28 protein-coding genes are annotated in these 24606 nt (G+C 39.8%); 4 read left to right on the top strand and 24 right to left on the bottom strand.

Going from position 1 to position 24606, the window contains the following annotated elements; translation table 11 throughout:
• Positions 1-257: 257 nt before the first annotated feature.
• Positions 258-653, bottom strand: coding sequence for a hypothetical protein (locus tag HBHAL_RS07680; protein WP_014642789.1), 396 nt, complete (start codon positions 651-653; stop codon positions 258-260).
• Positions 654-891: 238 nt separating this feature from the next.
• Positions 892-1122 carry a hypothetical protein gene (locus HBHAL_RS07675; protein ID WP_014642788.1) on the bottom strand — a complete coding sequence of 77 codons (231 nt, stop codon included), beginning with the start codon at positions 1120-1122 and terminating at the stop codon, positions 892-894.
• Positions 1123-2034: 912 nt separating this feature from the next.
• Between HBHAL_RS07675 and HBHAL_RS07670 the strand changes: the two genes are divergently transcribed.
• Positions 2035-2592 carry a cupin domain-containing protein gene (locus HBHAL_RS07670; RefSeq protein ID WP_014642786.1) on the top strand — a complete coding sequence of 186 codons (558 nt, stop codon included), beginning with the start codon at positions 2035-2037 and terminating at the stop codon, positions 2590-2592.
• A 78-nt stretch (positions 2593-2670) separates the two neighbouring features.
• Here the strand turns inward: HBHAL_RS07670 and HBHAL_RS07665 are convergent, their stop codons facing one another.
• The 4 genes from HBHAL_RS07665 to HBHAL_RS07655 form a co-directional block, all read right to left on the bottom strand.
• The gene (locus HBHAL_RS07665) at positions 2671-3321 is read right to left on the bottom strand and encodes a lysozyme family protein (RefSeq protein ID WP_014642785.1); all 651 of its coding nucleotides are present in this window, start codon (positions 3319-3321) and stop codon (positions 2671-2673) included.
• 117 nt (positions 3322-3438) lie between these two features.
• A complete protein-coding gene (locus HBHAL_RS07660; protein ID WP_041601268.1) occupies positions 3439-3654 on the bottom strand; it encodes a hypothetical protein in 216 nt (71 codons plus the stop codon).
• An 85-nt stretch (positions 3655-3739) separates the two neighbouring features.
• Positions 3740-3865, bottom strand: coding sequence for a hypothetical protein (locus HBHAL_RS21955; protein ID WP_014642784.1), 126 nt, complete (start codon positions 3863-3865; stop codon positions 3740-3742).
• 80 nt (positions 3866-3945) lie between these two features.
• Positions 3946-4500, bottom strand: coding sequence for a DUF488 domain-containing protein (locus HBHAL_RS07655; protein ID WP_014642783.1), 555 nt, complete (start codon positions 4498-4500; stop codon positions 3946-3948).
• A gap of 546 nt (positions 4501-5046) precedes the next feature.
• On the opposite strand from HBHAL_RS07655, the gene HBHAL_RS07650 reads away from it, so the two are divergent.
• Both HBHAL_RS07650 and HBHAL_RS07645 read left to right on the top strand, forming a co-directional pair.
• The gene (locus HBHAL_RS07650; RefSeq protein ID WP_014642782.1) at positions 5047-5958 is read left to right on the top strand and encodes a DMT family transporter; all 912 of its coding nucleotides are present in this window, start codon (positions 5047-5049) and stop codon (positions 5956-5958) included.
• Positions 5959-6456: 498 nt separating this feature from the next.
• Positions 6457-7233 (top strand): helix-turn-helix domain-containing protein, encoded by a 777-nt coding sequence (locus HBHAL_RS07645; RefSeq protein ID WP_014642781.1) that lies wholly within the window; start codon positions 6457-6459, stop codon positions 7231-7233.
• 55 nt (positions 7234-7288) lie between these two features.
• Here the strand turns inward: HBHAL_RS07645 and purT are convergent, their stop codons facing one another.
• The 5 genes from purT to HBHAL_RS07610 all read right to left on the bottom strand — a co-directional run bounded on the left by purT (position 7289) and on the right by HBHAL_RS07610 (position 12521).
• Positions 7289-8482: a formate-dependent phosphoribosylglycinamide formyltransferase gene (purT, locus tag HBHAL_RS07640; protein ID WP_014642780.1), complete on the bottom strand. Its 1194-nt coding sequence runs from the start codon at positions 8480-8482 to the stop codon at positions 7289-7291.
• Between the two features lie 255 nt (positions 8483-8737).
• Positions 8738-9160, bottom strand: a complete 423-nt coding sequence (locus HBHAL_RS07635) for an RDD family protein (protein ID WP_014642779.1) — start codon at positions 9158-9160, stop codon at positions 8738-8740.
• Positions 9161-9794: 634 nt separating this feature from the next.
• The gene (locus HBHAL_RS07625; protein ID WP_041601267.1) at positions 9795-10013 is read right to left on the bottom strand and encodes a hypothetical protein; all 219 of its coding nucleotides are present in this window, start codon (positions 10011-10013) and stop codon (positions 9795-9797) included.
• Between the two features lie 1199 nt (positions 10014-11212).
• A complete protein-coding gene (locus HBHAL_RS07615) occupies positions 11213-11632 on the bottom strand; it encodes a hypothetical protein (protein ID WP_041601265.1) in 420 nt (139 codons plus the stop codon).
• Between the two features lie 55 nt (positions 11633-11687).
• Positions 11688-12521: a metallophosphoesterase gene (locus HBHAL_RS07610; protein WP_014642776.1), complete on the bottom strand. Its 834-nt coding sequence runs from the start codon at positions 12519-12521 to the stop codon at positions 11688-11690.
• 365 nt (positions 12522-12886) lie between these two features.
• Between HBHAL_RS07610 and HBHAL_RS07605 the strand changes: the two genes are divergently transcribed.
• Positions 12887-13075: a YjzC family protein gene (locus HBHAL_RS07605; protein ID WP_014642775.1), complete on the top strand. Its 189-nt coding sequence runs from the start codon at positions 12887-12889 to the stop codon at positions 13073-13075.
• A gap of 604 nt (positions 13076-13679) precedes the next feature.
• On the opposite strand, the gene HBHAL_RS07600 is transcribed toward HBHAL_RS07605, so the two are convergent.
• The 13 genes from HBHAL_RS07600 to HBHAL_RS07535 all read right to left on the bottom strand — a co-directional run bounded on the left by HBHAL_RS07600 (position 13680) and on the right by HBHAL_RS07535 (position 24300).
• Positions 13680-13949: a hypothetical protein gene (locus tag HBHAL_RS07600; protein WP_014642774.1), complete on the bottom strand. Its 270-nt coding sequence runs from the start codon at positions 13947-13949 to the stop codon at positions 13680-13682.
• 452 nt (positions 13950-14401) lie between these two features.
• Entirely contained in the window at positions 14402-15226 is an 825-nt protein-coding gene (locus tag HBHAL_RS07595) for a cupin domain-containing protein (RefSeq protein WP_014642773.1), read from the bottom strand.
• 169 nt (positions 15227-15395) lie between these two features.
• On the bottom strand, positions 15396-16256 hold the full coding sequence (locus tag HBHAL_RS07590) for a DUF421 domain-containing protein (RefSeq protein WP_014642772.1): 861 nt from the start codon (positions 16254-16256) through the stop codon (positions 15396-15398).
• A 17-nt stretch (positions 16257-16273) separates the two neighbouring features.
• Complete coding sequence (locus HBHAL_RS07585) at positions 16274-16489, bottom strand: DUF1657 domain-containing protein (RefSeq protein WP_396253057.1); 216 nt, start codon at positions 16487-16489, stop codon at positions 16274-16276.
• Between the two features lie 37 nt (positions 16490-16526).
• Positions 16527-16730, bottom strand: coding sequence for a DUF1657 domain-containing protein (locus HBHAL_RS07580; RefSeq protein ID WP_014642770.1), 204 nt, complete (start codon positions 16728-16730; stop codon positions 16527-16529).
• A 268-nt stretch (positions 16731-16998) separates the two neighbouring features.
• Complete coding sequence (locus HBHAL_RS07575; protein ID WP_014642769.1) at positions 16999-18618, bottom strand: FAD-dependent monooxygenase; 1620 nt, start codon at positions 18616-18618, stop codon at positions 16999-17001.
• A 323-nt stretch (positions 18619-18941) separates the two neighbouring features.
• On the bottom strand, positions 18942-19511 hold the full coding sequence (locus HBHAL_RS07570) for a hypothetical protein (RefSeq protein ID WP_014642768.1): 570 nt from the start codon (positions 19509-19511) through the stop codon (positions 18942-18944).
• 530 nt (positions 19512-20041) lie between these two features.
• Positions 20042-20464 carry a phosphatidylserine decarboxylase gene (locus HBHAL_RS07565; RefSeq protein WP_087946056.1) on the bottom strand — a complete coding sequence of 141 codons (423 nt, stop codon included), beginning with the start codon at positions 20462-20464 and terminating at the stop codon, positions 20042-20044.
• A gap of 120 nt (positions 20465-20584) precedes the next feature.
• Complete coding sequence (locus tag HBHAL_RS07560) at positions 20585-21376, bottom strand: MBL fold metallo-hydrolase (RefSeq protein WP_014642765.1); 792 nt, start codon at positions 21374-21376, stop codon at positions 20585-20587.
• 502 nt (positions 21377-21878) lie between these two features.
• The gene (locus HBHAL_RS07550; RefSeq protein WP_014642764.1) at positions 21879-22064 is read right to left on the bottom strand and encodes a hypothetical protein; all 186 of its coding nucleotides are present in this window, start codon (positions 22062-22064) and stop codon (positions 21879-21881) included.
• Positions 22065-22280: 216 nt separating this feature from the next.
• The gene (locus tag HBHAL_RS07545; RefSeq protein WP_014642763.1) at positions 22281-22853 is read right to left on the bottom strand and encodes a class I SAM-dependent methyltransferase; all 573 of its coding nucleotides are present in this window, start codon (positions 22851-22853) and stop codon (positions 22281-22283) included.
• Between the two features lie 190 nt (positions 22854-23043).
• Complete coding sequence (locus HBHAL_RS07540; protein ID WP_223254270.1) at positions 23044-23253, bottom strand: acetyltransferase; 210 nt, start codon at positions 23251-23253, stop codon at positions 23044-23046.
• Positions 23254-23520: 267 nt separating this feature from the next.
• Positions 23521-24300 (bottom strand): alpha/beta fold hydrolase, encoded by a 780-nt coding sequence (locus HBHAL_RS07535; protein ID WP_014642761.1) that lies wholly within the window; start codon positions 24298-24300, stop codon positions 23521-23523.
• Positions 24301-24606 lie beyond the last annotated feature (306 nt).

Raw genomic sequence — 24606 nt, 5'->3', positions numbered from 1 at the left:
CAATAAGCTGACCTTTTTTCGCAGCTATTTTTCTTTCTTTAGTTTAAAAATTTTATATAATTGATAAGCTGTACCCAAAACCGCAATAGTAATTATTATGATTAATGCCGGACTACCTTCACTCCTGGCGCCGTTGAACAACACAAAAATTACTAATGTTAAAAGTACTAATAATGATATGAACCTGTTGGCAACTTCAGATTTTAACAAGTTCCCCACTTCCTTTATGAAATAATATTGCCCATATGAAAATTACACTATTCTTTCAGCTTCATTTTTTCTTCATTTCCATCCCATTTAACAGTCACATTTACAGTTTGTTCACTGTCAAAGGAACTGCCACTGCTTCCACTATGATGAGTAAACGATTTTCTCTGGGGAGGTTTGCCATTAAAGTTAATCTCCGATTTTCCACTAGATGCAGCACTTTTATAAGAATATTCTAACCTGCTTATGTCAGCTAATTGATTTAATTCTCCTTTATAGTTAATAATAAAATCTTTAGATGTTGCGTCATTTGCCTTTACTGTTACTTTTAATTTTGCTTCCCAATGATCACTTTCACCTTCTAGAATATATTGATTACGTTCTGAACAACTAATTAATAGAAGGGTTATAAAAATTATTGAAAAGCCTCCGTATATTTTCTTCATAATAACCCCACCCCTTCCTGTCTAACTCCTAACTATGTAAGGAGGAACATATCAAAAAAATCGTCCACCTATTCATCCAGATTTGGTTTCGATAAAATGTTGCTGGATTATTGCGCCAGTAACTGTAAGTTAATCTAATTTAATTTCCACTTTTCTACTGATCGTCCTGATTTAATAATCGACCCTTTTGGTACTCATACCTTTAAAAAATACCGCCTTTTCTATGAAAAGACGGCTTTTAATGGGTAATGTTTTTCTTTTCCTTCCAACGAGCACCTATGATTCGCAAGCCGATGGTCAACAGGATAGCTGCCAGCACCAGAATGCCTAAAGCATCACCTGTGGCCCACCCGGCTGATTTTAAATACCTGGCAAGAAGAACTCCGATTAGGGCGAGCGGGATCAGAATAAAACGATCAATTTTTTCGGAAAATATGGGTCCGCTAAACAGCTGACGGATTTTGCTCATGGATGATGATCCCTCCTGGTTAAATCCCTGTTCGTTACATGTAAGAACTTATCTATTATTTCAAATCTGCCGCTTGATCTCAATCCTTTTTCTAACCTTGTAAAATATTGTTGTGGAATATTCATAAGCGATTTATTAAACTAAAGGACCGTCTACTTTAAGACTCAGTTTCGAGATATACTGGATCCGTTGCCATAAAAAAATGAGAGTTGGTGGGGAAATAACTCGCTTTCCTATGGCCCTACACGACGTAGGGTCGATCGACGTTGCCACAGGACGTGGCGACCTTAGTCGATCCTCCTTTTACCATGAGCTTCCTCGCTCGTTTCACTCCCTGCGGGATCTCACCTAGTTCCTTCTCCCATGGGAGTCTCGCTATTTCCCCACCCACTCAGCCGCGGGAGAATAACGGAACCTTCCAGAAGAAAAGCATGCTCTCCTTCTTAACTGGTCTAAAATGCTTTTATGACAAGCTATTTCACATCGTTATAGCATGAAATAGCCTCATGACCACATGCTTTTTTCTCATCAAATCGTCGATGTCTTAAATGGTTTCGAGTTTCTTATTCGGCCAGGTCCGGAAGGGGAAGATGTAGACTCCTGCGAGATGAACATGATCGGTGACAAATGAGGTTCGACTAAGAACGCCACGTCGTGTGGAAACGTCGAACGACCCTGCGTCATGCAGGGCCGGAAAGCGAAATCGTCCCCCGCAGGACCTAATTCTCATAAATATCTCGAAACTGAGTCTTCCAGTATCGTGAGCTTTTCTAAAAAATCTTCATAGACAATTAAAGTAACGCACCATTTGAAGCGTCAGAAACTACTGGGGGATTTCCGAATTAATTTTTACGTACGTTCACTAGGCTCATGCATAGGATAACTTTAGGAACTAAGAAAGGATGGAGAAAAGTGTATTATAATCCTTATATGTATCCATATCGTTATCCTTATGATGGAAATGTCCCTATGTACAGTTATGATAATCAGCCTTGGTACTGGGCATACCCTCAGGACTACGGGCATACTGCCTGGCGTCCTTCGCAGGGGCAAGGGAACCTTCCGTTAAAGGATTATGGCCCCAATCCTTTTGTATTTGATATCAATAAAGCCACGAAACAAAATAAAACCTTTCGCACAGCATTATGGACCGGTGACCATCTGCAGTTGACGCTGATGAGTATCCAACCAGGCGAAGATATCGGCTTAGAAAGTCATCCAAATCTCGATCAATTCTTACGTGTTGAGCAGGGCCAGGGGTTTGTGCAGATGGGTAAACAAAAAAACAACCTGAACTTCACAAGAAATGTGATGGACGATTACGCTATTATCATTCCGGCAGGCATGTGGCATAACTTAACGAACACGGGCAATACGCCGCTCAAACTTTACTCGATCTACGCCCCGCCTAACCATCCGTTCGGCACCGTTCATGCTACGAAGGCTGAAGCGATAGCTGCAGAAGAATAAAACTGATCATCCACTCCATTAAAAAATGGGAACTTCTCGATAATAGAAGTTCCCATTCCTATTTTCATAGCCGCTGCATTACAAATCCTGAATTTCTTCTTCATCATAATAATCAAGCACCGCATTTACGTAATAGATATCCCCATAACAGGCGTCGTACTGTTCCGCTTCCTCACGAATACAGTCGTACTTGCCCGTATGTTTCAACTCCTCATATTTCTGCGCTGAGAATTCAATCGCCAATTCCTGAGTATATTCTCCACCGTTATTCATGACATAATGAATAAAACCCGCGCCAAAATTGTAGGATTGAAGCGCTAATTTAACGTCCTGATCAGCCCGCTCCAACACATCGGCAAAGTAAGACACTCCTTGTTCGATCGACTTCTCTGGATCATCAATACAACCGACCGAACCGCATAAGGATTCGGAAGCTTGCATCGGATCATCTCCTCTTCCACCCGATTCCTGCATCATTAACGCTAACAGCACATCTACGTGTTCTTCTATTCCTTCCTGCTTTGCATACTTTCGAACTTCATCTTCATATTGCAGCACCTGATCGGACAAGCCTGTAGATTCATTGGTACTACTGGTTAAACCGTCTCCCAGATTGCTGCTTGTAAGCAGATAAATACCGGCGATGACTAGAATGATAGGCAGAATCATTTTCACGAATGTTTCCGAAACGGCTTTTTTAAATTTTGTTTTTAATTTATATTTCGGCATGTTTCTCCCCTTATCGATACTTTCTTAAGATGAGTCTATTTTAACATGCCGGTACGCTTAATAGTCTTCTCATGCTTTTTGTCGTGTTCACCGCCAAATCCTAAACCCTAAACAATCCTACGACCGAGCAGAACTTCCTTTTGAAAATAGTTTACTCAGGAGAGAATAAACTCCCATCGCAATCAAGAGAAAGATACCGAAGTCTAGTAAAAACAACAATAGATTAAAAGGATCTTGAAATAAGCTGTACTCCAAATTAATCCAGGCATAAACTTGTGTCGATAAAAAGTCAGTAATCAATATCGAAACGAACATAAGCAGAAAAACTTTCACGTTATCACCTCCCCTGCACAGCGTTTACCCATTATTATGTAAGCCGCCGGCTCTTAAAGACCCGCGGACTTAAAATCTTCAATTACTACATCCAGCGTGACTCATGATATTTATCCGGATTTTCTTTATTTCTTTTCGAAGGCAGTAGAATTGGTAAGGCCAAAGCAGCGATTGCCGCTATCACAAAAATGATCAGAAATACGATCCACATGATCTCCCTCCTCAAAAAAGTAAACTTTTCATTTATCGATACTCGTCCACAATCCTGGCCGTACTCTGCGGCTTAGTGCTTTACTCCTCAAGCATTGGATACACGACTGTTCCATCCTCTTCGACAATAGGCATCGCACCCCACCGGCCAAGTTTATGACCGACCATCTCTGTTTTTCCTTTTGAGTCGTTAATGATATGAAAAACATCCCAGCCGCTCGCCTGCAGCCAGTTACTGATCAACAGGCGGTGACACTTGGACGGATGCCGTTCGGAGCACATATAGACAAGATTGTTTCCTTCAGCCTCCGCTTTTAGATCCTCCAGCCCATTTTGAAACTCTTTCGTTAATGTATAATCCGCATAGTTGTGGAACGAGCGATTGTCCCACCCGGCATTTAGGTTCTCCCCAATCTCGCCTGACCGGTTCCGCCTGCCACCGAGCACCGAAAAATGCTGGTAAGCTACGCCCGCTTCGCTAAGCCAATCTTCCATTCTTTCCTTGTTAAACTGCGGGTATTTCCGGCTGGCAGGCAAGGCACGGATATCAGCCACATATTCGATATCTGCAGCCTCAAGCATCTGCAAGAATTGTTGCTTGTCATGGTCGGAATGCCCAATCGTATATATTTTCATATCCTTTCACCCTTTGGTAGAAACTTATGTAACAACTATACCCTTTTCACGATTCTCTAAAAATACCCCCTTATAAATACCATATTTTCTATTTTTTAGTTGATAAATAGACACCTCCCTGCTAAGCTTAAAATGCATTTACTATTTATTTCCATTCTGATGTTTATTAAGTTTGTTACCTCTCCTTCATTTTCTTGAAAGCGGCTGGGTTTCTATTAAAAATCAGCTACGCCCCTGGGGATCAAAATGGACACAGATTCCCTCTATTTAAATCTGAAATTTTCATATCATGATAGCTATAAAATCAATATTTACTGCCAGCATTCCTTTAACCTTCTTCCTCTAACCGTTAAATGCCATATATTCTACTTGGCTTCTTGTATTCCACGTGAAAGTTAAGTCGAATGAAAAATTACCATGTATGCCTTCTAAAGAACATACCATTTTTATTAAGAAATTACAGATGATGGCTTGGCCCTTGCTTTTTCATTGTTGTTGTTAAGTCCACTTTAGATTTCTACTATTTTTTTAGGAGGCCTACAAACGGTGAGATCAGTAGGTATAAGCTTGGTTATTCTTGCGGCTATATGCTGGGGCGTTAGTGGAGGAATTGCAGATATTTTAATGAGCAAGGGCTGGGATCCTATCGTGATTTCTCTTTTTCGAGGGGCTGTTGGCTTTGGATGTTTTTTTGTATGGTTTCTTTTACGCTTTAGACAAAATTGGACCTCCTCTCCTCGCTTATACATTTGGTCTTCATTGGCTGGTTTGGGTGTGGCTGGAAATTTCACCTTTTATTTTTTCACGATCCAGGCGTCAAGCGTGGCTGTTGCTTCTACTTTAATGTACACAGCACCGGTGTTTGTCCTTGTCATTTCTTTTTTATTACGAATCGAGCGTCCGAGCTGGTTAAAATGGGGATGCATATCGGGTGTACTTATAGGGATTATCATGCTTACAAGGGCCTACAATACCGATTCGCTATCCGTGGGTTTACTAGGAGTGGCATCCGGGCTTGCTGCAGGTCTTTCCTATGCATTATTCATATTTGGATTTAAGAACGCCTCTTCCATCGGGAAGCCACAGACCACTTTAACCATCGCGTTCTTTTCATTTTGTCTTATCCTTTTGCTTATCGCAGACATGGATGAAGCCGCTAGCGTAATGACCTCAAACGACATCGGCTGGTTTCTTATATTGGGGGTCCTTGGAGCTGGAATTTCATTTATGATTTATGTGATTGGCATTCAGTGGACTGCGCCAACAACCGCTTCCATGGTCGCTATGGTTGAGCCCGTAACCGCTTCCTTATTTGGCTTTCTGCTTATCGGAGATCATTTGACCATTATTCAACTTCTTGGAATGGCAATTATTTTGGTTACGGTTATCGTACTCAGCGTAAAACCCTCTTCAGCCTCCATTACAAGTACTGATAAAAGGGAAGAGAAGGCGGGGTAAACGACACGGTCTTTTTCTTCCTGAATTTACATTTTTTAAAACGAAAGATTCCTGTTCTCATTATTTAAATTAAAAAAGCCCTGTTGTAGATGGATCCCATCAGCTACAACAGGGCTTTTTTATATGGCTTTAAGGACGTCGGCAGCTCTCCCAATGATGACCAACGTATAGTTGATGACTTTTTCAGCACATAGGTTCTTTTTAAAACACCATCAACCCATACCTTTAATAGATTCTTCCTGTTAAAAATTCTTTTACCACTAAAGATGCTTGTCACCCTTATTTGTCACGGCAAATGACACGGCATGGACCACCTTCAAACCATTAGTATAGCTAGCCTCATCCAGCAAAATCACCTGCCGAAACAAAGAATAAACTAAGATTAATTAAAAAAAGAATTTAAAAAAAACACGATATAAAAAAATTTTATTTTTTTCGACACCAAATTCTTAAAACTTTCGATTAATAGAGTAACAAGACAAGAATAGGTGATGAAAAATGAATATCCATGACATAAGCAAACTTCAATCCTTCCCGAGTAAAAAAGAATTAGATGTACGAGTACGTTCTTTTCTATACCAGCATAAAGCCGCCCTCTCTCCAGCTTCCCTTGAAATATTAACGTTTATTTGGCGACATTCCGTTAAATATCCTGGTGTTTCTTTTGCTAAAATCGAAACCATTGAAAAAGCTACCAAGCGCAGCCGTAGAACAATCGTGCGAGCGATCAACACCCTGGAGCAAACAGGTTTGCTTACGCGCGTTCCAATGATTCGTCCGAACGGAAAGCGCGGAGTTAACATTCTCGTGATCAATCCAGCTGAGGAAAATCCTCTTCCTGAGAAAAAAGATATTGCTAGTGAGAAGACAGCTGAAAGAGTCGAGAAACCTGAACAAACCGAAACCCCAAAACCGGTCAAGCAAGGATCCTCTGCTGCTAAGCCAGCTATCGATCCCGATTATTTACCCACTTACATACCAAAAGCGTTTATTCAGCTCTCTCAATCCTTTTTGAATGTAAAGGATATTCTTGGTGCCTGGAAAAGGGTTCATTACGCCTACCAGCAAACGCAATTAAGCTATCCGGTTGATCATTATATAACCATCATTACGCAGACGTTCAAACAGGCGATTTTTGCTAAACAGAATGGCTCGATCAAGAAAACGTTTCTTGGCTACTTTTATGGCGGGATCCTAGCGGCTTTCCAGCAGACCGTACGTAAAGAAGTAATGGATGATCCTGCTAACCTGTATTATGACTGGCTGAACACTTAAAAAAACCACTCTGACTCTTTTTTACAGAAGAGGCAGAATGGTTTACTACATACTATTAGGATTCCGTATCGTTACTCGTAACCACGTCCAGATAAGATGCAGCTGTTTCAGCCTGTTTACAGGCAGCATCCGCAGTATCACCGGTACCGAGAACAACAGCCATGCGGCGTCCGATGGTAGCGGATGGTTTTCCGAATAACCTCACCTGCGTATGGGGCACAGCTAACGCTTTTTCCAGACCGGAAACGATATAATCGCTGCTTTCAATCGACGATTTTACGGCATGACTCGATCCTGGTGAAACCAGTTGAATATCCTCAATCGGCAGCCCGAGAATGGCCCGCACATGAAGGGCGAATTCAGATAGTTGCTGGGTAACCATAGTCACCATTCCTGTATCATGCGGACGCGGAGAGACTTCACTGAAGTACACCCCTTTGGACGTAATAAACAGTTCCACTCCGAACACCCCGTACCCACCGATTTCATCTGTGATCTTTTTCGAAATAGCTTCCGCCTGCCTGACGTTTTCTTCACTCATCGTATGCGGCTGCCAAGACTGAATGTAATCTCCGCCCTCCTGCCGATGACCGATCGGCGGGCAAAAGTATGTACCAGTGGCCGCTTGAACCGTTAGGAGTGTAATCTCGGAGTCAAAATGAATAAATTCTTCAACAATGACCCGCGTGCTATTTCCCCGGCCGCTGCCAAGTGCCTCTTCCCAGGAATCTTCAATCTCACCTTCTGTGCGGCAGAGACTCTGCCCTTTTCCTGAAGAACTCATAATCGGCTTAATGACGCAGGGCAGCCCAATGGTTTGGACCGCTTCTTTCAGCTCTTCTAATGAATTAGCAAACTCATATTTTGCGGTGGGCAAACCTAATTTCTCGCTGGCAAGCCTTCTGATCCCTTCCCTGTCCATCGTTAACTGGGTGGCGTAAGCCGTTGGGATAACGTTATAGCCTTCTTTCTCAAGCTTTAGTAGCGTATCGGTCGCAATTGCTTCGATTTCAGGAACAATATAATCCGGCTGTTCCTTTTCCACCACGCTGCGAAGCTCATTCCCATCAAGCATATCAATGACCTCAAACCGATGAGCCACCTGCATAGCAGGTGCCCCTTCGTATCGATCCACGGCAATGGTTTCGATTCCTATCCGCTGCGCTTCCATGACTACTTCTTTTCCTAGTTCTCCTGATCCAAGCATCAGCATCTTTTTCGAATTATGGTGGTTCGGTGCTCCATACATGGCTTCTCCTCCTGAATGTTTGGGTTTACCGTTATTTTAAATTCAAATGCCAGCATATTTCAAGGGTTAAGCAATTCTTAAACGAACAAAAATCAAATAAAATTAAATAATGTTCGTTTATAAAGAGGTCATCAAATGATAATACGAATAATAAGCACACAAAAAAGAACTCCCCATTTCACGGAAGTTCTCTTAGTATACGGGGCTTAATGAACGAATGCCCTGTGGTATTAACCTGAATCCCCAGCTATGGATTCATGATTCATTTGATACATAAGTTCCAGCTAGAAAATCATGAATGGCTCTCTTATCTTTACGAAACATAATCATTAGTGCGCTGATAATCGTGGATAAACTTACCGTTACATAAGCTAAAAAAAACTTCCCGATAAATTCCCGTAAAAACATATCAAGAAGAGTTAACCCTTTTCCATTCGATTTCTTTATCTTTATATTTACGAGCCGTTTTCCCACGTTGTATCCTCTCCAAATTACTGGAACGATCATTGAATAGACAATATACAAACTGTTCCCCATAACACCTTGGGTCGCATTTAAAGAGAGGGTGCCCATAGACAAATACATGATGATTGCAATTGGAACTAAAATGATCATGACATCTAAAATCTCAGCGATTAATCTCATCCCGAAATCGGCTCTATCTAGATTGAATCCCATTTCAACACCCTTTCTAAAATCTGCTGCAAACCTTCACTCAAAAGAATAAAGAACCAAAAGTATCCCAGCTTTCCGCACGTTTCATTTACCCCACACCTGCCGCAAATCCGGGGGTAATATCATAGGTTACTTGTTAACTCCTGAATCCTATTCTTGAATTTCATCTAGCTCTTTTGCGTTTTCAATAATTGTGAAATGAAATAAGCTAGACTAGCAATCAATAATGTGACCAAAAACGAAAGGCTTCTACTTCCAAAATCCACTTCTTGAGGTAAAGGACCTGTTGTAAAAGAGCTTTCTGGTGTACTATTCATAGTTAAAAGTAAACCGGATCCGATTTGATAGATGAAGTAAAGTATAGTGAAGCTGCCAATAAAAAGTAAATATCTCTTCATAATCTCTCATCCTTTCCCATATTTATATGTACGGTTAGGAGCGCGCATAGTTTCAAGCACAATAAATTCTCCACCTCAGTCCTGCTCCCCTACTGTAGTAACGATTTGAAAAAGTCCGTATGATTTTCGGTTAATCTTCAGAGTGCGTATGATTCAACTTTTTTCATTGCCGTTTTACTTCATTAAAAAAAGAAGCGCCCCCTTCGGACCACTTCTTCAAACAGGTTACGAATTAAATTTCATGTAAACGTAACCGAATACCAGAGAAAAGCTCCTCCCAATACGGAACACATGAGAGCAATCTCCTTCCCTTTTCTCGGCAGCGGTATAAACCGGAATAAGAAATTAACGACAAAAACAGCTAAAAATAAACACACACAGAGAACGGCTAATTTAGCCGCCGGCTCATTCACCTCTGAATGGATGAAATGCTGTATGGCATCCGATATTAAACCCAACTTGCGCACCTCCGCTAACTTGTACCATACGTATTCTCAAGGAACTCACCCATTCAGGTTTTCTGCAACTTATCTATTGTTAAAGGCAGAGCCGTACCGCAGCCCTCACATTCTAGCAATATATCTATTTTCACTTCACTAATAAATATGATTCTTCTCGGACTCATCAAGATCGAACATTTACGGCAGGTATGGTGGTCAGTCTCGTCAATAACTTCCAAGTATGATTCTACGCTCGTCACCACTTTTACATTACTCCTTTAATTCCTTTACTTCTATTTTCGACATGATTATCAATATATTGACTGTTCAGGCAAAAATTTTAAAAAAAGATACTGTAAATCTCAGAATCGATCCTAAAGATGCGGGATCTCACCTAGTTCCTTCTCCCATGGGAGTCTCCCCATTTCCCCACCAGCCCAGCCGAGTAAGAATAACGGACGCTTTTATGACAGGCTATTTCACATCGTTATAGCATGAAAATAGCCTCATGATCCCATGCTTTTTTCTCATAAACCCATTGATATCTTAAATGGTTTCGAGTTTCTGATTCGGCCAGGTCCGGAGGGGGACGATGAAGACCCCTGTGGGATAAACATGAGACCGCTGAAAAACTGAAGATTTATCAAAAGCAGGCTACACAAAAGCGGACTTTTCTCCTCTATCCTTTCATTCGTTTCACGGATCGTTTACGAGTGGTTGGCTTTTGCAAGTTCAAGAAACGCACTTTTTTAAATGGATTTTCGTTGCTTCCACGACGAGCGTTCGGTGGTGACGCCTGCGGGAACAGCGCGAGCCGAAGATCCACTTGGTCAAGTGTTCTTCTTGACCAAGTTAGCTGAGGCCGTGCCCGCGGCAAGCATCCACCGACAAGCGATTCGTGAGGAGCAACACCAAACATTACCAACTCCCATGGGTAGAAAGGAGTTTTTCAGTGGCCTCAGTGAAACGAGCGAGGAGGCTTATGGTAAAAGGAGGATCGACTAAGATCGCCACGTCCTGTGGCAACGTTGATCGACCCTACTTCGTGTAGGGCCGCAGGAAAGCGAGTTGTTTCCGCAGTCATCCCTGTTCTATATAGAGTAGCGGACCAAAGATATCTCGAAACTGAGCCTTCCATAATCCGGCCCTTTAGCTTCATAATTATGCTTTGATAACATAGAAAACCGACAGAACTGTTACGATCTGCCGGTCATTCCTTATCTAGATTCTGTGTATCGGTATTGACTCCCAATCTTCGCAGCCGCTGCGCTCACGAGCAGGTGAAGGTGAAAATAAGTAAACCCGCACACCACTCCCGTTCCAAACATACTGCTGATATCACTAAAGTATAAAGCATCCAGACTTCCACCTGAGGCTAGCTCAAACACATGCACACCAAACAGCAGAGCGATCATAATTAATCCACCTGCGAGAGAATAAACCGAGAGATTGACCCCGTACGTTTTCTTCCATTTCAATTGCTTCTGTAAAGCTTTCAAACCGAGCCCGCTGGCAATAAACCAGAAAGCAGCCACGTAAAAGACTAGGATCGTCGACATGTCTGTACCGCTGACGTGATAACTGTAGGTTGAGACCAGGGAGGCAGCTGCGACTCCTGTGATGATATTTTTGACCATTATTCCCTCTTCCTTCCTTACCATAAATAGCTAACCTCACGACTTTTCATCCAACTCAGTCTTTATGAGTAACCTCCAATAAACTTATCTGACTCTGATTTAAAAAACGCACGTGCACCACACTTGTTCCGAGACCTCTGTCTACATAAAGAAGCTGGTCATAACCAATCCGGTACATGCCCTGATCATACTCTGGCAATAACCCCTGTCCCGGTGCTACTAGCGATCCAACAAACGGAATTTTCACTTTTCCACCGTGAGTGTGGCCGCTCAGTATTAAGTCAGCCGGTTTATCTTTATATTCGTTCACAAAATCGGGAGAGTGAGAGAGCAGGATCGTATAAAGCTGCTGATCGATCCCATCGAAGGCTTGTCCCACGTTCTCCCGATTGGTATTAACATCATCGATTCCTACAACATTAATTCCAAGGCTATCGTTTATTTGAAGAGACGCATGTTCATTTCTTAAAACTGTGACACGTCTTTCTCTCAGCCCCTCCAAAAAAGGATGGGTTAAAGGATGATCCCACTCATGATTGCCGGTAACGAAAAAAACATGTCGGTACACACTGACAATACGCTCTATCAAAGAAAAGACCTGAGCCCATTGTTTCGTATTCCGGTCTATCAGATCGCCGGTGATCATCACCATATCAGCCTCTGCTTCTTCAATAGTCTGAAGGAGCTTTTTATTGCTTCTTCCAAACACTTTATTATGTAAGTCACTCATTTGCAATATTTTGAACCGACTGCCTTCCGGTATTTTTTTATGAGCAAGATGGATCTCTTTTCGTTTGAATACATTCGTGTCATACATAACTTTTACAATGGCTGCCATGCATATGAATACTCCGCCGAGCACGCTTGCCTTTTTAATCTTGCGTCCCATCTTGTCCACCACACTGATCCTAGTTATTTTTACAAAATCTTCATTAATATCCTAACATATGAAAGACTTTTTATTACAGATAAAAACAAACCATAACCTTTTCTTCTTTACATAGGGGGACAGAAATTCCTCGCTTTAGAAATGGACTACTGAAAGTTTAAAGTCGCAGCACTATCTTATGAGGGTTTGCGCGCAGTCCGCAGTGCTCTCAGCTTCTTCAATAAAAGCGGAGTATGCATAGCTTTTTACTCTTTATTTTTCGAAGTATATCCAACTAGAAGAAAATGGATAAAATGGGTTTCAAGTCCCTAATAAGGGCTACGTTTGCTATGTAAGAATAATAAATAAAAAGGGAGTTTTCCATTATGGCAGATCGTTTCAAAACTGGAGAAAAAGCACCTGAAAAAGGTACGTATGAATTTGATGGATTGGTAAATGAAGGAAATGAGAATGACGTAACGGAAGATGAAAAACATATTGAACTGAGTAACGGAGACACTTTTCCTCCAACTCGTTCTAATAAGGATGCCGCTTATTGGAAGAAGTCCAGCTAACCATTTTTTAATCCTCTAGTTTCTAACTAGAGGATTATTTTATCGGCAAACTGGGAGAAGGATGCTAAGCCGGACCTTCCCAAAACCCATGTCCCATTAAAGAAAATGAACACTTCATTACTTTTTTGAAATAATATTCCACCCCACTAAAAAGAATCTACAATAGTAGAAAGACACAATAATGATATACCGATAAATATATAGCCCATTAAGGAATTGCGTGTTTTTTTAAATTCTTCAAGGCCCATGATTAACGATAAGGATGCTAACAACATCATTAGATATGGAAGTAGATAAGCAGATTTATCAATTAGTAATCCATAACTTGAAAAACACACGATTATAATAGCCAGAATAATTCTAATAACCCTCAGCAAATGACCACCTCATTATTTTATGGTAGCTTCAAACCTTGTTACTTCCACTGATTTCTATTATACACCGCACTCTTAAGACTCAGAATCATTTAAAGAATGTTAAGTAATTCCTGTCTCCAGGTACCTATGGGACAGCATCAATTAGCTATAAAGAGCGATTTTTTTTGCAGCATTTGATTTTACGTGTCTCTGATTCTACCTTTACCTCACTCATCTTCTTTAGAAGTTTAGATGCCGCAGCGGTCCATAACTTCCCCGTTTTTATTTAAAAATTTTATAGGACCACAGGCATTAACTTGATAAAAGTAACGACCTGATGGAGTGGTTATGATGTCTATTTCTTTTTTCTCGTCGTTCACTTCTGCCGTAACGGCAGCTATATTCTCGTTTTTCAAGACTCCGATGGCCACAGGAATCTCTTTTACATTCCCACCATCAGTTTCAAAGTGGAATACACTGTGTCTTGCACTTAAAAAATCATCAGTGATCGCCGTCATATTAGAAACAATGAATTCCTAATCACGATCACTACGAGCATTTAATAATGCGACTCCCACGTTTTCGAAATGGCTATGATCTGCACCTTGTGCTGTGAAAAGAGCGATGGTTCCCCCATTTATTTTTTGTTTAGAAAGTACATCATTTACTTTTGTTTCATCGGACCAGCCATTGTTTATGGCCTCTTCTGGTGATTCATTACTGCATCCTGTAGATATACATACAAATAGTAGTCCCTACACAGGGTTATATGTATGGCACTGTCATATGTTGGAGCGTTAAGATTATAAAAAGATGAGACCGTATATGGTTATTCGATAATACCTTCTTTATTAAGAAAGAGAGGGAGATCATCTATTAATAGATGATCTCCCTCTCTTTAATAGATTAAAAATCTTTCCAGGTAAATCTGACGGGAAAACTCTCTTAACTATAGGAGCCAAGTTCCTTTTTACATATTTTTGCTTTGCTGAAGGAGCTTGGATTGTCCTGTACGTTCCCATTCTTCTACTCTTTCATACGCTCTCTCAGGAGAATCCCCTTTTCCTACAAGGACTCCCATTAGAATAAATTCTTGAAGGATGTGTAAAGCATTTATTCCTCTTTTAACATCTTCTAATCCTTCATTTACTAAATATTCCGTGTACTGCACCCATTCATCTGGAGTCCTTCCAAAAACAAGATTATTTTCATCACTGTCCCTGTGGTCTCTTTCACCAGTCATTGCCTCTGCTTTGGTTTCATGAACCGTTCCAAATGGATGGTTAGGAGGGGCATATATTGAGTAAAGTTTTAGTGGAATATTGCCGGTATTGGTTACATTATGCCATGTTCCAGCAGGTATCATTATTGCAGAATCATCAAATGCATTTCTTTCAAAATTCAAATCATCTTTACTCTGGCCCATTTGAACAAATCCTTGCCCTTGTTCAATACGTAAGAATTGATCAACATCAGGGTGCACTTCCAAACCGATATCCTCGCCTACATTGATACTCATTAAAGTAACTTGTAAATGCGATCCTGTCCATATAGCAGTGCGATACGTATCATTTTGCTTCGTTGTTTCATTGATATTTACGACAAATGGGTTTGGGCCATAATCTTTTAACAGGATATTCCTACCGGTGTTAGCAGGCATAGAGTTAAATGGGTTTATAGGCTTAACCTGATTAGGAAAAAACCAATCATTGGAATGCCTTTCATTGGAGTTCATTGGGGAAGGCATCGCATAATAAGGGTACTGATAAGAATAATTATACGGAACATAGTACATCTTTCTTCATCCCTTCACAGTTTATAGAAGTATGGTATGCACTGGTCACGGAAGTGTACTTTGAACCACGGTTACCAATTTTATAAACATGATCGGAGAGATCACGTAGAGCTTTAGCTCGAGGAGTTAGAATTTAAAACCCTTTTAAAAAACCTCTAACGAATATGAATCAACATTTAAGATAAGGGGTTAACTTTTCCATAGAACTGGCCAGTTTTTCTGCGTTCTTTTCGTATAAAGCTTTTGCAGAGGGGGAGTCCGTTGCTAAAGCAAAGAGTTCTAAATCCGCCTGACATTTTTTTATGTTGGCTAATAATAAGGGACGGTCCTGGGGAGTCGAATCTTGAATCTCGTCATTGTATAAATCAATTGTTAAAGAACCATATGAATCCACTTGTCCGATGAAGACTTTATCAAGAGTAGTCCCCCGCTTTTCGAGCTCTGTATTTAACCAATCCTCATCTTTTCCAATCTCAAGTAAAGGTTTATCCATAATTTTTCCAGCCATAATAACCATATGAGGTTCTTTTTCATTAATACTTTCTAATCCTAAGTCTTTGCGAGTAACCTGACGATAATCTTTTTTGGGGAGTACACTAAGCTTTCCATCCGCTTCCAGCACAGCATACTCTACTTCAGCAAGTTCAAATATATTTTTCCCTCGTAATAGCTGAAGAAGTTCATCAAGAGTATATTTTTCTTTCTTTAAATTTCCTTCAAGTACTTTTCCATCTTTTATTAAAACAGTAGATGTACCATCGACAAAGTCACGAACCTTTTTACTATGAAGGGAAAAGAGACCAATAAGAAATGGAAGAACAGCAAAGATAGAAGTGCCGAGGATTCCGTGCCATATATTGTTTTCTAAACCCATTATTACTTCAGCAGCGATACTTCCAATCGTTATTCCCGTGACATATTCGAAAAAGGTGAGCTGTGATATTTGCTTCTTTCCTAATAACTTTGTTAAAAAGAATAAAACAATTAAAAAAAGAGTTCCTCTATAAAGCACCTCAAATCCATCTGTCACTATTCTTTACTCCTTTTTTAAAACCCTTTATACTCTTCTTCTTCCCGTTCTAATTCCATTACTCGCTTTTTCACATCTTGTTTGATTTCTTCCATAACAAGCACTTGTTCATGAAAAAGCTGCCTTGCCGCTTCATCACTAGATTCAATGGAAAGCTTTGAAAGCCTTGCTTCTATATTTTTTAAAGTAGCTAAACACTGTTTCACATTAGATCCTACGGTCAAACGAACCACTCCTGATCAGCACGATTGTAAACACGACCCCTGCTTATTACTGGCGATATTGAGGTTCTTCCTGCTCAATCATCTGAATACGCGGGGTTATACTATCGATAATACTTTGCGTCTGCTTTGCTGCTTGTTCATAAAGCTTCTTGGCTTCTTGATTGTTTGTGCTAAGGGCAAATGTTTCAAAATTAGCTTGAGCACTCTTTAAATTAGCCATTGTTTGTTTCATATCCGTAATTACTGTCATTTATACTCGTCCCTTTTTTTATATGTACTTATCTTTCTCAATTCGTGGGAAGTTATAATTTCCTATTTTTTCAATTGAATACCTGCTTTATGATCAAAATTCACTTAATAACATTTCCAGCCCCCGATTAGAGAAACATTCAGGCACGATCGTCAAGTAAAACAAACAGCAGGATTGGATTTAAAGTTTTAAAGTAAACGATCCCTGCCAACCTGTTAAATTGAAAAAAACCGGCACACTCTAAACAGGTGTGCCGGCTTTGCGCCGCTTAACTGAAATACCTGGCAAGCTTGTCCATCATGGCTTCTGCATCGGTCGACGTTTCATGAAAGGCAACATGACCGTCGGGACGAATAATTAACGTGTTGCCTTTTTCCATCCCGAGTCCCTTTTTCAAGTCTCGATGAACGTCGTAAATAATCGGAAGTTCGTCCCCATCGGTTCTGACGGTACCGCCCTTCGCAACGAGGAAGATCTTGAATAGATGCTGGTATTTTTCTTTTACTTTCTCATAAAAAGCGTAGGCATAGTCGATTAACTCCTGGTTCTGAGCGTCAATGTAAATAAAGCATAGATGCCCGTGTTTTTGAATAAGCGGATACAGTCTTTCATCATTCGTTCCATCGAAGAATAACAAGTGATCCGGAATTCGTTTTCCCGCTTGAAGAGCTCCTCTTGAAAGGGAAGAATCCCGCAGCGCTTTGTTTCCATCCGTCTTCGTATACTCGTTATAAACATGGGACAAGCGATTGGCTACGATCCCCTCAATCCAGCTCTGTGTCAGAGCAGCTTTTCCTGTCCAATTCCGTATTCTGCCTTCAATTCCATCTAGATTGATAATTTTCAGCATTGTGGAGGTTTCCTTCAGGATATCTGCCCCAATAGGAGACCGCTCTTCATGGTAGCTGTTAAGAAAGGAATCATTCGCATATCCTTTTAACACGGCATCCAGCTTCCATCCCAGGTTGGATGCGTCCTGAAGTCCGAGATTCATTCCCTGGCCGCCTAAAGGATTATGGATGTGAGCCGCATCCCCTACAAAGAATACCCGACCTGTTCGATAACTAGGAACCTGTCTGTGAGCGGTACCAAAATAGGTCAGCCACTTCGGATTCTCCACCTCATAAGAAACAGGAAGAATCGAGTTCATGCTCTCCTGCAGTTCTTCCAGGGACAGATCATCCTTATGCGGAAGGCCCTGCTTGGCCCGGTCCATCCCCACCACGCGGTAACTGCCGTCTGCATAAGGAAAGAAAGCGACGGCACCGTGGTCGTTGAGGGTCATATCAATGTATATCTCGTTAAAGTCAGGAATATCTACATCCCCAAGGAAAAAGGTGAACCCTTCATCTTTACCGATAAAATCGACACCCAGGTCTTTACGGACTTTACTATGAACCCCATCACAGGCAATTAAGTACTTGGCAAAATAGTTTTTAAGTTCACCCTCATGTTTCGCAGTGACATAAACGCCTTGATCAGACCGGAGAACTTCTACCACTTCATGTTCACGCTCGACCTTACCTCCTGAGGATTCTAAATGATCTTCTAATATAGCTTCTGTCTCACTTTGAGGAATAATGAACAGGTAAGGGTATCTGCTTTTAATGTGGTAAAGTTCGACCAGAGATGGTTTTTCTCCCCCTAAGTGAAGTTTCGCCCCAGGTCCTGGATATCCCTTTTTTAAAAAAGATTTGTGAATACCTAACAACTCAAACATTTCAAGCGTCCTTGCCTGGATGCCCAGCGCTTTCGACAAATCGGAGGGTTCTGCTTTCTTTTCTAAACAGATGAAATCCACTTCTCTTTTCTGTAATTCATTGGCTGCCATAAGTCCTGAAGGGCCTGCTCCAATAATGAGTACATCGGTTTCGATAACGGAACTCATAAACAGCGCTCCTTTCCTTCGTTTATATAATGAACTCTGATTGCTTGTTTACATTACAATAGTCATTCCGGAGTTAAGTTAATCTTTCAAGCCAATTTAAACCACACCCATCAATTCCTTCGCTTCCGGTCATAATCAGTTCGTACAGATGTCATAGTACGATACCCGTAATCCACACCCTCATGCACAGCGTGACACATCCAAACACATACCAGATTTATACATATCCTAACGCTAAATAAAAAACCCCTTTAAGCCATATACGGTTTAGAGGGGTTCTGTAAAGCCTATGTACAAGTTTATTGAGCTTTTTTCCATCCCATTTAATCGGATGTTCTATCGTCCAGTATCGTAATTTTACGATTTCCGCTGATTAAACTCCTTAAGCGAGGATCTACCTTTCTCGCTCTCCATATAATCTGAGAGAAGTTTGCCGGGGTGAATTTGTAGTGGTCGATCAAGTATTGCTCAAATGCTTCATGATCCACTTGATTATGATGTTCTTTTGCATAATTAATTAAAATACGGGTCAATTCCTTATAACTCATACTCTTATTCGAATCTTTTGATAAGGCTTCAGAGTTCGTGGACAGAATATAATCATGCTTGGACGTTTCTTTTGGTTGATCTTCTTTATAATGATTTGTTGTTTTCTCTATTAAAAGATCAGCAGGAATATTCGCACCGTATCCCCTTAAATCTTCATCCGTCTCGGCAAGTGTCTTTAAAATAGCGGACGTATCCGGATCCTCATTTCTCTCATCCAGACGTTCCAGGCGTCGTATTAAATCCTGCTGTTCGTCCGTAAGCTTCTCGATCATTTCCCTTAGATGCTTTTTCTCTTCTAGTATATTCTCTAAACGCATAGCTATCGCTTGTTTTAATGTAAACATGCGCAGGGGCCTCCTTTAAACGTACCACTTATAGAATCATGATAGCATATGAAAAAGGAAGGATATTCTAATATATCTCAGATATCCTAAAATTGATAAAAAAGTTGCTGTTATTGATCGTGATTTCCCCTATTTCCAAACGTTAAAAACAGGTTTTCACGTAAAAACACGAGTAGTTCTGCCCAGTAAAGTAAAAGACGTGGAGGGAGTCGTGAAATTCTCCGGCCGGATTGTAGAGATGTTTTCCCAGAAGGCTGTGTTAGCTTTTTGTATTGATATTCCCAGCAAAAAACTTCCAATATCATGGAAGTTCTTCTTTTTATATTGGGGTTATTGAACTGGCATCCTCGATACTTTAATTAGAAATATATTTACTTCGTAGCTTTTTTTCGATTTACATAATGTAAGAACTATGGTTAAAACAAATATAACTGTAGAAAAAATCAGGGCATTCGAAGTTCCAATAGAGCCTATGCAGGATTGATTTTTGTTGACACCAGACATTTCAAAGATCCATCCTCTATATTATCTTAAACAGAAGTGTGGAATTTAACATCTATTTTATTCGCCAAAGGCTCTCCAACCCTAATAAAGGATTCGCGCTTTAACTTTTCATTAAGACTAACCTTTCTTTTTTCGAACAATAGCACAACGGTCGAACCAAAATTAAAGAAGCCAACTTCTTCCCCTTTTTTTAGGTGCGAAGTAGAATGAGATAATTGAATAGTGTGAACCCACATTGCTCCTACCTTTACGAGAGCAATATACATCCCATCATCTTGTTTTAATTCCGTAACAATTCGGTAATTCGTTGAAATTGGAGAGTGCTCTAAAGCCAATCCCCACTTATTAACAGAGATAGACTTTCCACCAAGCTCATACTGCTTGGTAACGACAGCATCTGCGGGAGAGTGGATTCGAGGGTAATCTTGCGGACTAAGATAAAGAAAAATATTTGAATTAACCCTTCAATAAACTGAAAACCCCCACATACAAAAGACGCTTACATATGAATATGTAAGCGTCTTTTATAGAGGAATTTTTAAACCCCCCATATAAATGCTCTGCTATAACTACATTTCTTCTATTATGGATCGAATCATGTGTTTTGAATCATATTCATAACCCGAATGAGGCACAATCACCGGTACGTCAGGAAATAATGTTCCGTTTATCTCTTCAATAGTAAATCCTTTCTTATACAGCATCTGCACTTGTTCGCTCAACTCTTCCAGATAGCTAAGTTTCTTTCTCATAGCTGATTTCCCATCCTGTATGTATCCTGCATGCTGGCAGAACATCTCTTGAAAATCGAATTGGAGAATGTTTCTGATGGATCGAATCATAACAGGGACGGATTCATCTTCCATAATGACCTTGGGTTTTGGATGTATGAACAGATCTCCCGAAAACAGTCTCCCATGTCCCTTATCAAATAAAGCCATATGGTTCTTTTCATGCCCCGGTGTATGTATCAGTTCATATGAATGATTCATAGATTCTATGGTTTCACCAAACGGCCAAGGTGAGAATGGCTCTCGCCCTCCCCATATGCGCTTTCTGTACAAAGGAAGATCTGCTTCAACCTTACACCCAGTAATTGCTTCTTTTTTTATATATACAGGAATGTTCAATTCTGTTTGCAGCCACTTCGCTGTGCCTGTGTGATCCTCGTGAGGATGGGTAATGCTCACAAAATCAATAGGGGTTTCCTGATAGAAAGATTTAAAATCTTCAAGCATCCGCGAAGCTCCCGTATCAACCAGCATCCCATCTATATAAAATATATAAACGGACATGGAAAAATTTCCGCGTCTTACGTTTCCTAATACAGAGGTTACTTCACCATGATGACCAACTTTCATTTTACAACACTTCCTCAAATAAAGCGCTTTCTTGTAATTTTATCAAATATTTACGACAGAAAAGAGAGATAACCTTTTACTCACCAGTATCTTGAAATTGAGTTTCCACAAACCTGCCCAATTCTTTAATAAAGAAAAGGCAACTATTCTTATCGAATAATCGCCCCTTTACATTAAGACTTGAAATCGAGTTAAATTAAACAAAGAGGCTCATTTTATGTAAAAATTATTCTTTATTTTTCTTCCCCGTAAAGTAAATTTGCAAATAGCAAAATAAGGTAGCTATAACCACCGCACTTACCCGTTCTGCTAAACTATAATCAAATATTGGACCCAATAATAAAATTACCCCGGTAAGAAAAATAGGTGGTCCTAATACTTTTAGTATAATCAATAAATAACCCTTCCTCACTTCATCTTTACAGGTCTTCATTTAAACTACCTCGAACCAGTAAAAAGATAGCAATTTCAATATTAAAGAATAGCGCCCAAAGTTCTGAGTCTAATCACTCTCTTTATTACCTCTACGCTTAAAAGTATTCTTTACTGCAATCCATATTCCAACCACTGCAATCAAGCACTTAATAAGCAAAGAACCTCCATCATCCATGTAATCCGTAATACCAATAAATAAGATTATAATCGTAGCAATAATTCCTATAGGTAAAACAACACTTCTTTTATCCAAAGTATAACCACCCTAAGTATATTAATAGAGTACGTTCCCTTAGAACTACAAAACAAACCATACTTGGATTAAAATCCCATAAACTAGGAAAATAAAGGCTGGAAAGACCTAAATAGAATTAAGATCCTAAAAAAACTCAGAAACATTACTATACATTTTTTACAGATTACTCAACAATAAAGCGATTGCTCTTATTGAACAATCGCTCCCGTTTGTTTAATTAGACGTTTCAATTTGTTTCCTTTTTTTAATAGCAAGTAGGTGAAATTCAGCATTAACTTCCCTGTACTCAGTATAAGTATCAGTTAATGTTTCCCATTCATATGTAGACTCATTAATAATTTTTTTCAAAGTCTTTTCACGTTCATCTCCTTTTAAAATACAGTTTACAAAAACTCCGCCTTCTTTGAGTTGAATTAGTACTTTATTTACAAATTCGGTCTCTTTATGTAAATCATTTTTATAAAAATGTAACATTGAATCTAATAATACAATGTCAATGTCCTTGGATATCGGGAAATCATATACGTTATCTACTATACCTTCAACGTTTATATTTCTTTTTTTAGCTTCCTCATTAAGCTGATTTATCCCGACTGTTGAATGGTCAATTCCCATAACTTTGTATCCTAATTCTCCAATAAACAATGAATCTCTTCCTTGCCCACAGCCTAAATCAAGAACAATACCTTTAGGTTTATAATTTGTGAAAAAATCAATGAGACCTGGATATGGATTTCCAAAATAATTAAGCTCTTGGTAATAGTCGTCGTATGCTACTTTTTTCAATAAAATCAACCTCCCCTATAATAAATCCCGTCTCTATTAACATAGTTCATTAATCTGCCCTTATATGTGATATCAGCGCGATTCCTTATTAGGGAAAACGCCCCCGATGCGTGAAGAATTGATTTCAAGATATTCTTTCTTACAAATATACTTATTTTATATGCTATTAAGAATTGATATTCTATTGAAGTCATTCTGGATTATCTACATACCACTCTAGAATATAACCACATTTAGCACAATACATCGAACTAATTGGAGAAGATTGACTCCTTTGATTCTCTATTGGAAACATATGTACTACACCAAATGATGAATTTACAATTCCTTTTTTTAATTCTTTATTGTCACATTTCGGGCATTTATCCAGTGAGGACATTTTTTCTTCCTCCTTATTCATTAACACCTAATTCTCCTAACCTAATTACGAAATAAGACAGTTTTAGTTTCAATACAGTAATTATCTTGAAATCTGATGCTATACACTTCGGCACGTTAGCAAAAAAGCGATTGCTCTAAGTGAACAATCGCCCCCCTTTACTGGAAGACTTGATTTCGATATAACTTGGAGCACAACTTAAAATAACGTCCCGATAGCCTTTTACACCTTAATATAAACTCCAATCCATGATCTTATAAAGTCTAGACCACAAATCATCCACTTTTATTACTTGAAAAAGGTCGAAAGTATTGGCAGCAGTTTTTTTCCATTAACCATGTGGTCTTGCTTTGCAAGTTGTACAAACTTTGCGTTTGGAATTGCCTTTGTTAGTTGGTGACCAACATCATTTATTGAGGCCGGGCTTTTTTCGCCAACGATTATTTGCGTAGGTATGGAAATTTGAGTAGCTCGTTCAACGGGCGGCATATCCTGTGTTAGAGTAATATCATATGCAAGGGTTGGAGCTAGAGCTTTCGTAGTTCCCCAGCCAGGAAATAACGGCAACAATAAAACAAATACTTTGGGCATCCCAATCCCCTCTAAAAAGGTAAGCATTGCTTCTGCATTTTTCTCGTTATCGAGAAGTTTGTGTATTTTTTGGCTTAATTGTTTGTATTCGGCTTTTTCTTTCTCGTCACGTACATATGGCGCATCATACATCGTTACTTTTTGCACTTTGTTGCCAAGTCGAAGTGCTGCCTCAAGTGCGATTACAGCACCAGACGAATGGCCATACAAATACGCCTTGCCGCCTGCCGTATCAATCATTGCTTCGATATCTTCAATTTCACGTTCTATAGTATAAGGCAGTGTGTTACCACTATCGCCACGACCACGGCGGTCATAATTGTAAACAGTGAATTCTGTGGCAAATATTTTGGCATCTCGCACTATGGGCTTAAATGAGCGATGGCAGCTTGCTCCCGTAATGTAAATGAGCGCTGGACCACTACCGTAAACATCGTACGCCAAGGTTGTGCCGTCTTTAGACTGGGTTGTTTTCATATATATCACCTTTTCCCTCAAAAAATAGATGAATTTCACCCACATACATTTGCCAACATTTCAATCAATATTCTACCAATACATACATTAAATTACATAAATATTCATTTCTACATCACCAATAAATTTCCTTCTTTAATTCAATAAAGCTGGTTGTTGAAAGGTAATCAGACCATAATCATTATCTTAACTACTCTGTTAGCACAATAAGAGATAGTCACTATGCAGCTATCGTCCCCTTAAATGGAAGACTTATTTCCGAGATATCTTGAAGCAGATTTCAAACTAAAGTACCCGTTAGATAAA

The sequence above is a fragment of the Halobacillus halophilus DSM 2266 genome (assembly GCF_000284515.1).
Taxonomy (GTDB): Bacteria; Bacillota; Bacilli; order Bacillales; family Halobacillaceae; genus Halobacillus; species Halobacillus halophilus.
The sequence above is the reverse complement of the archived record's forward strand: the minus strand, read 5'-3'. Positions and strand labels throughout refer to the sequence as shown.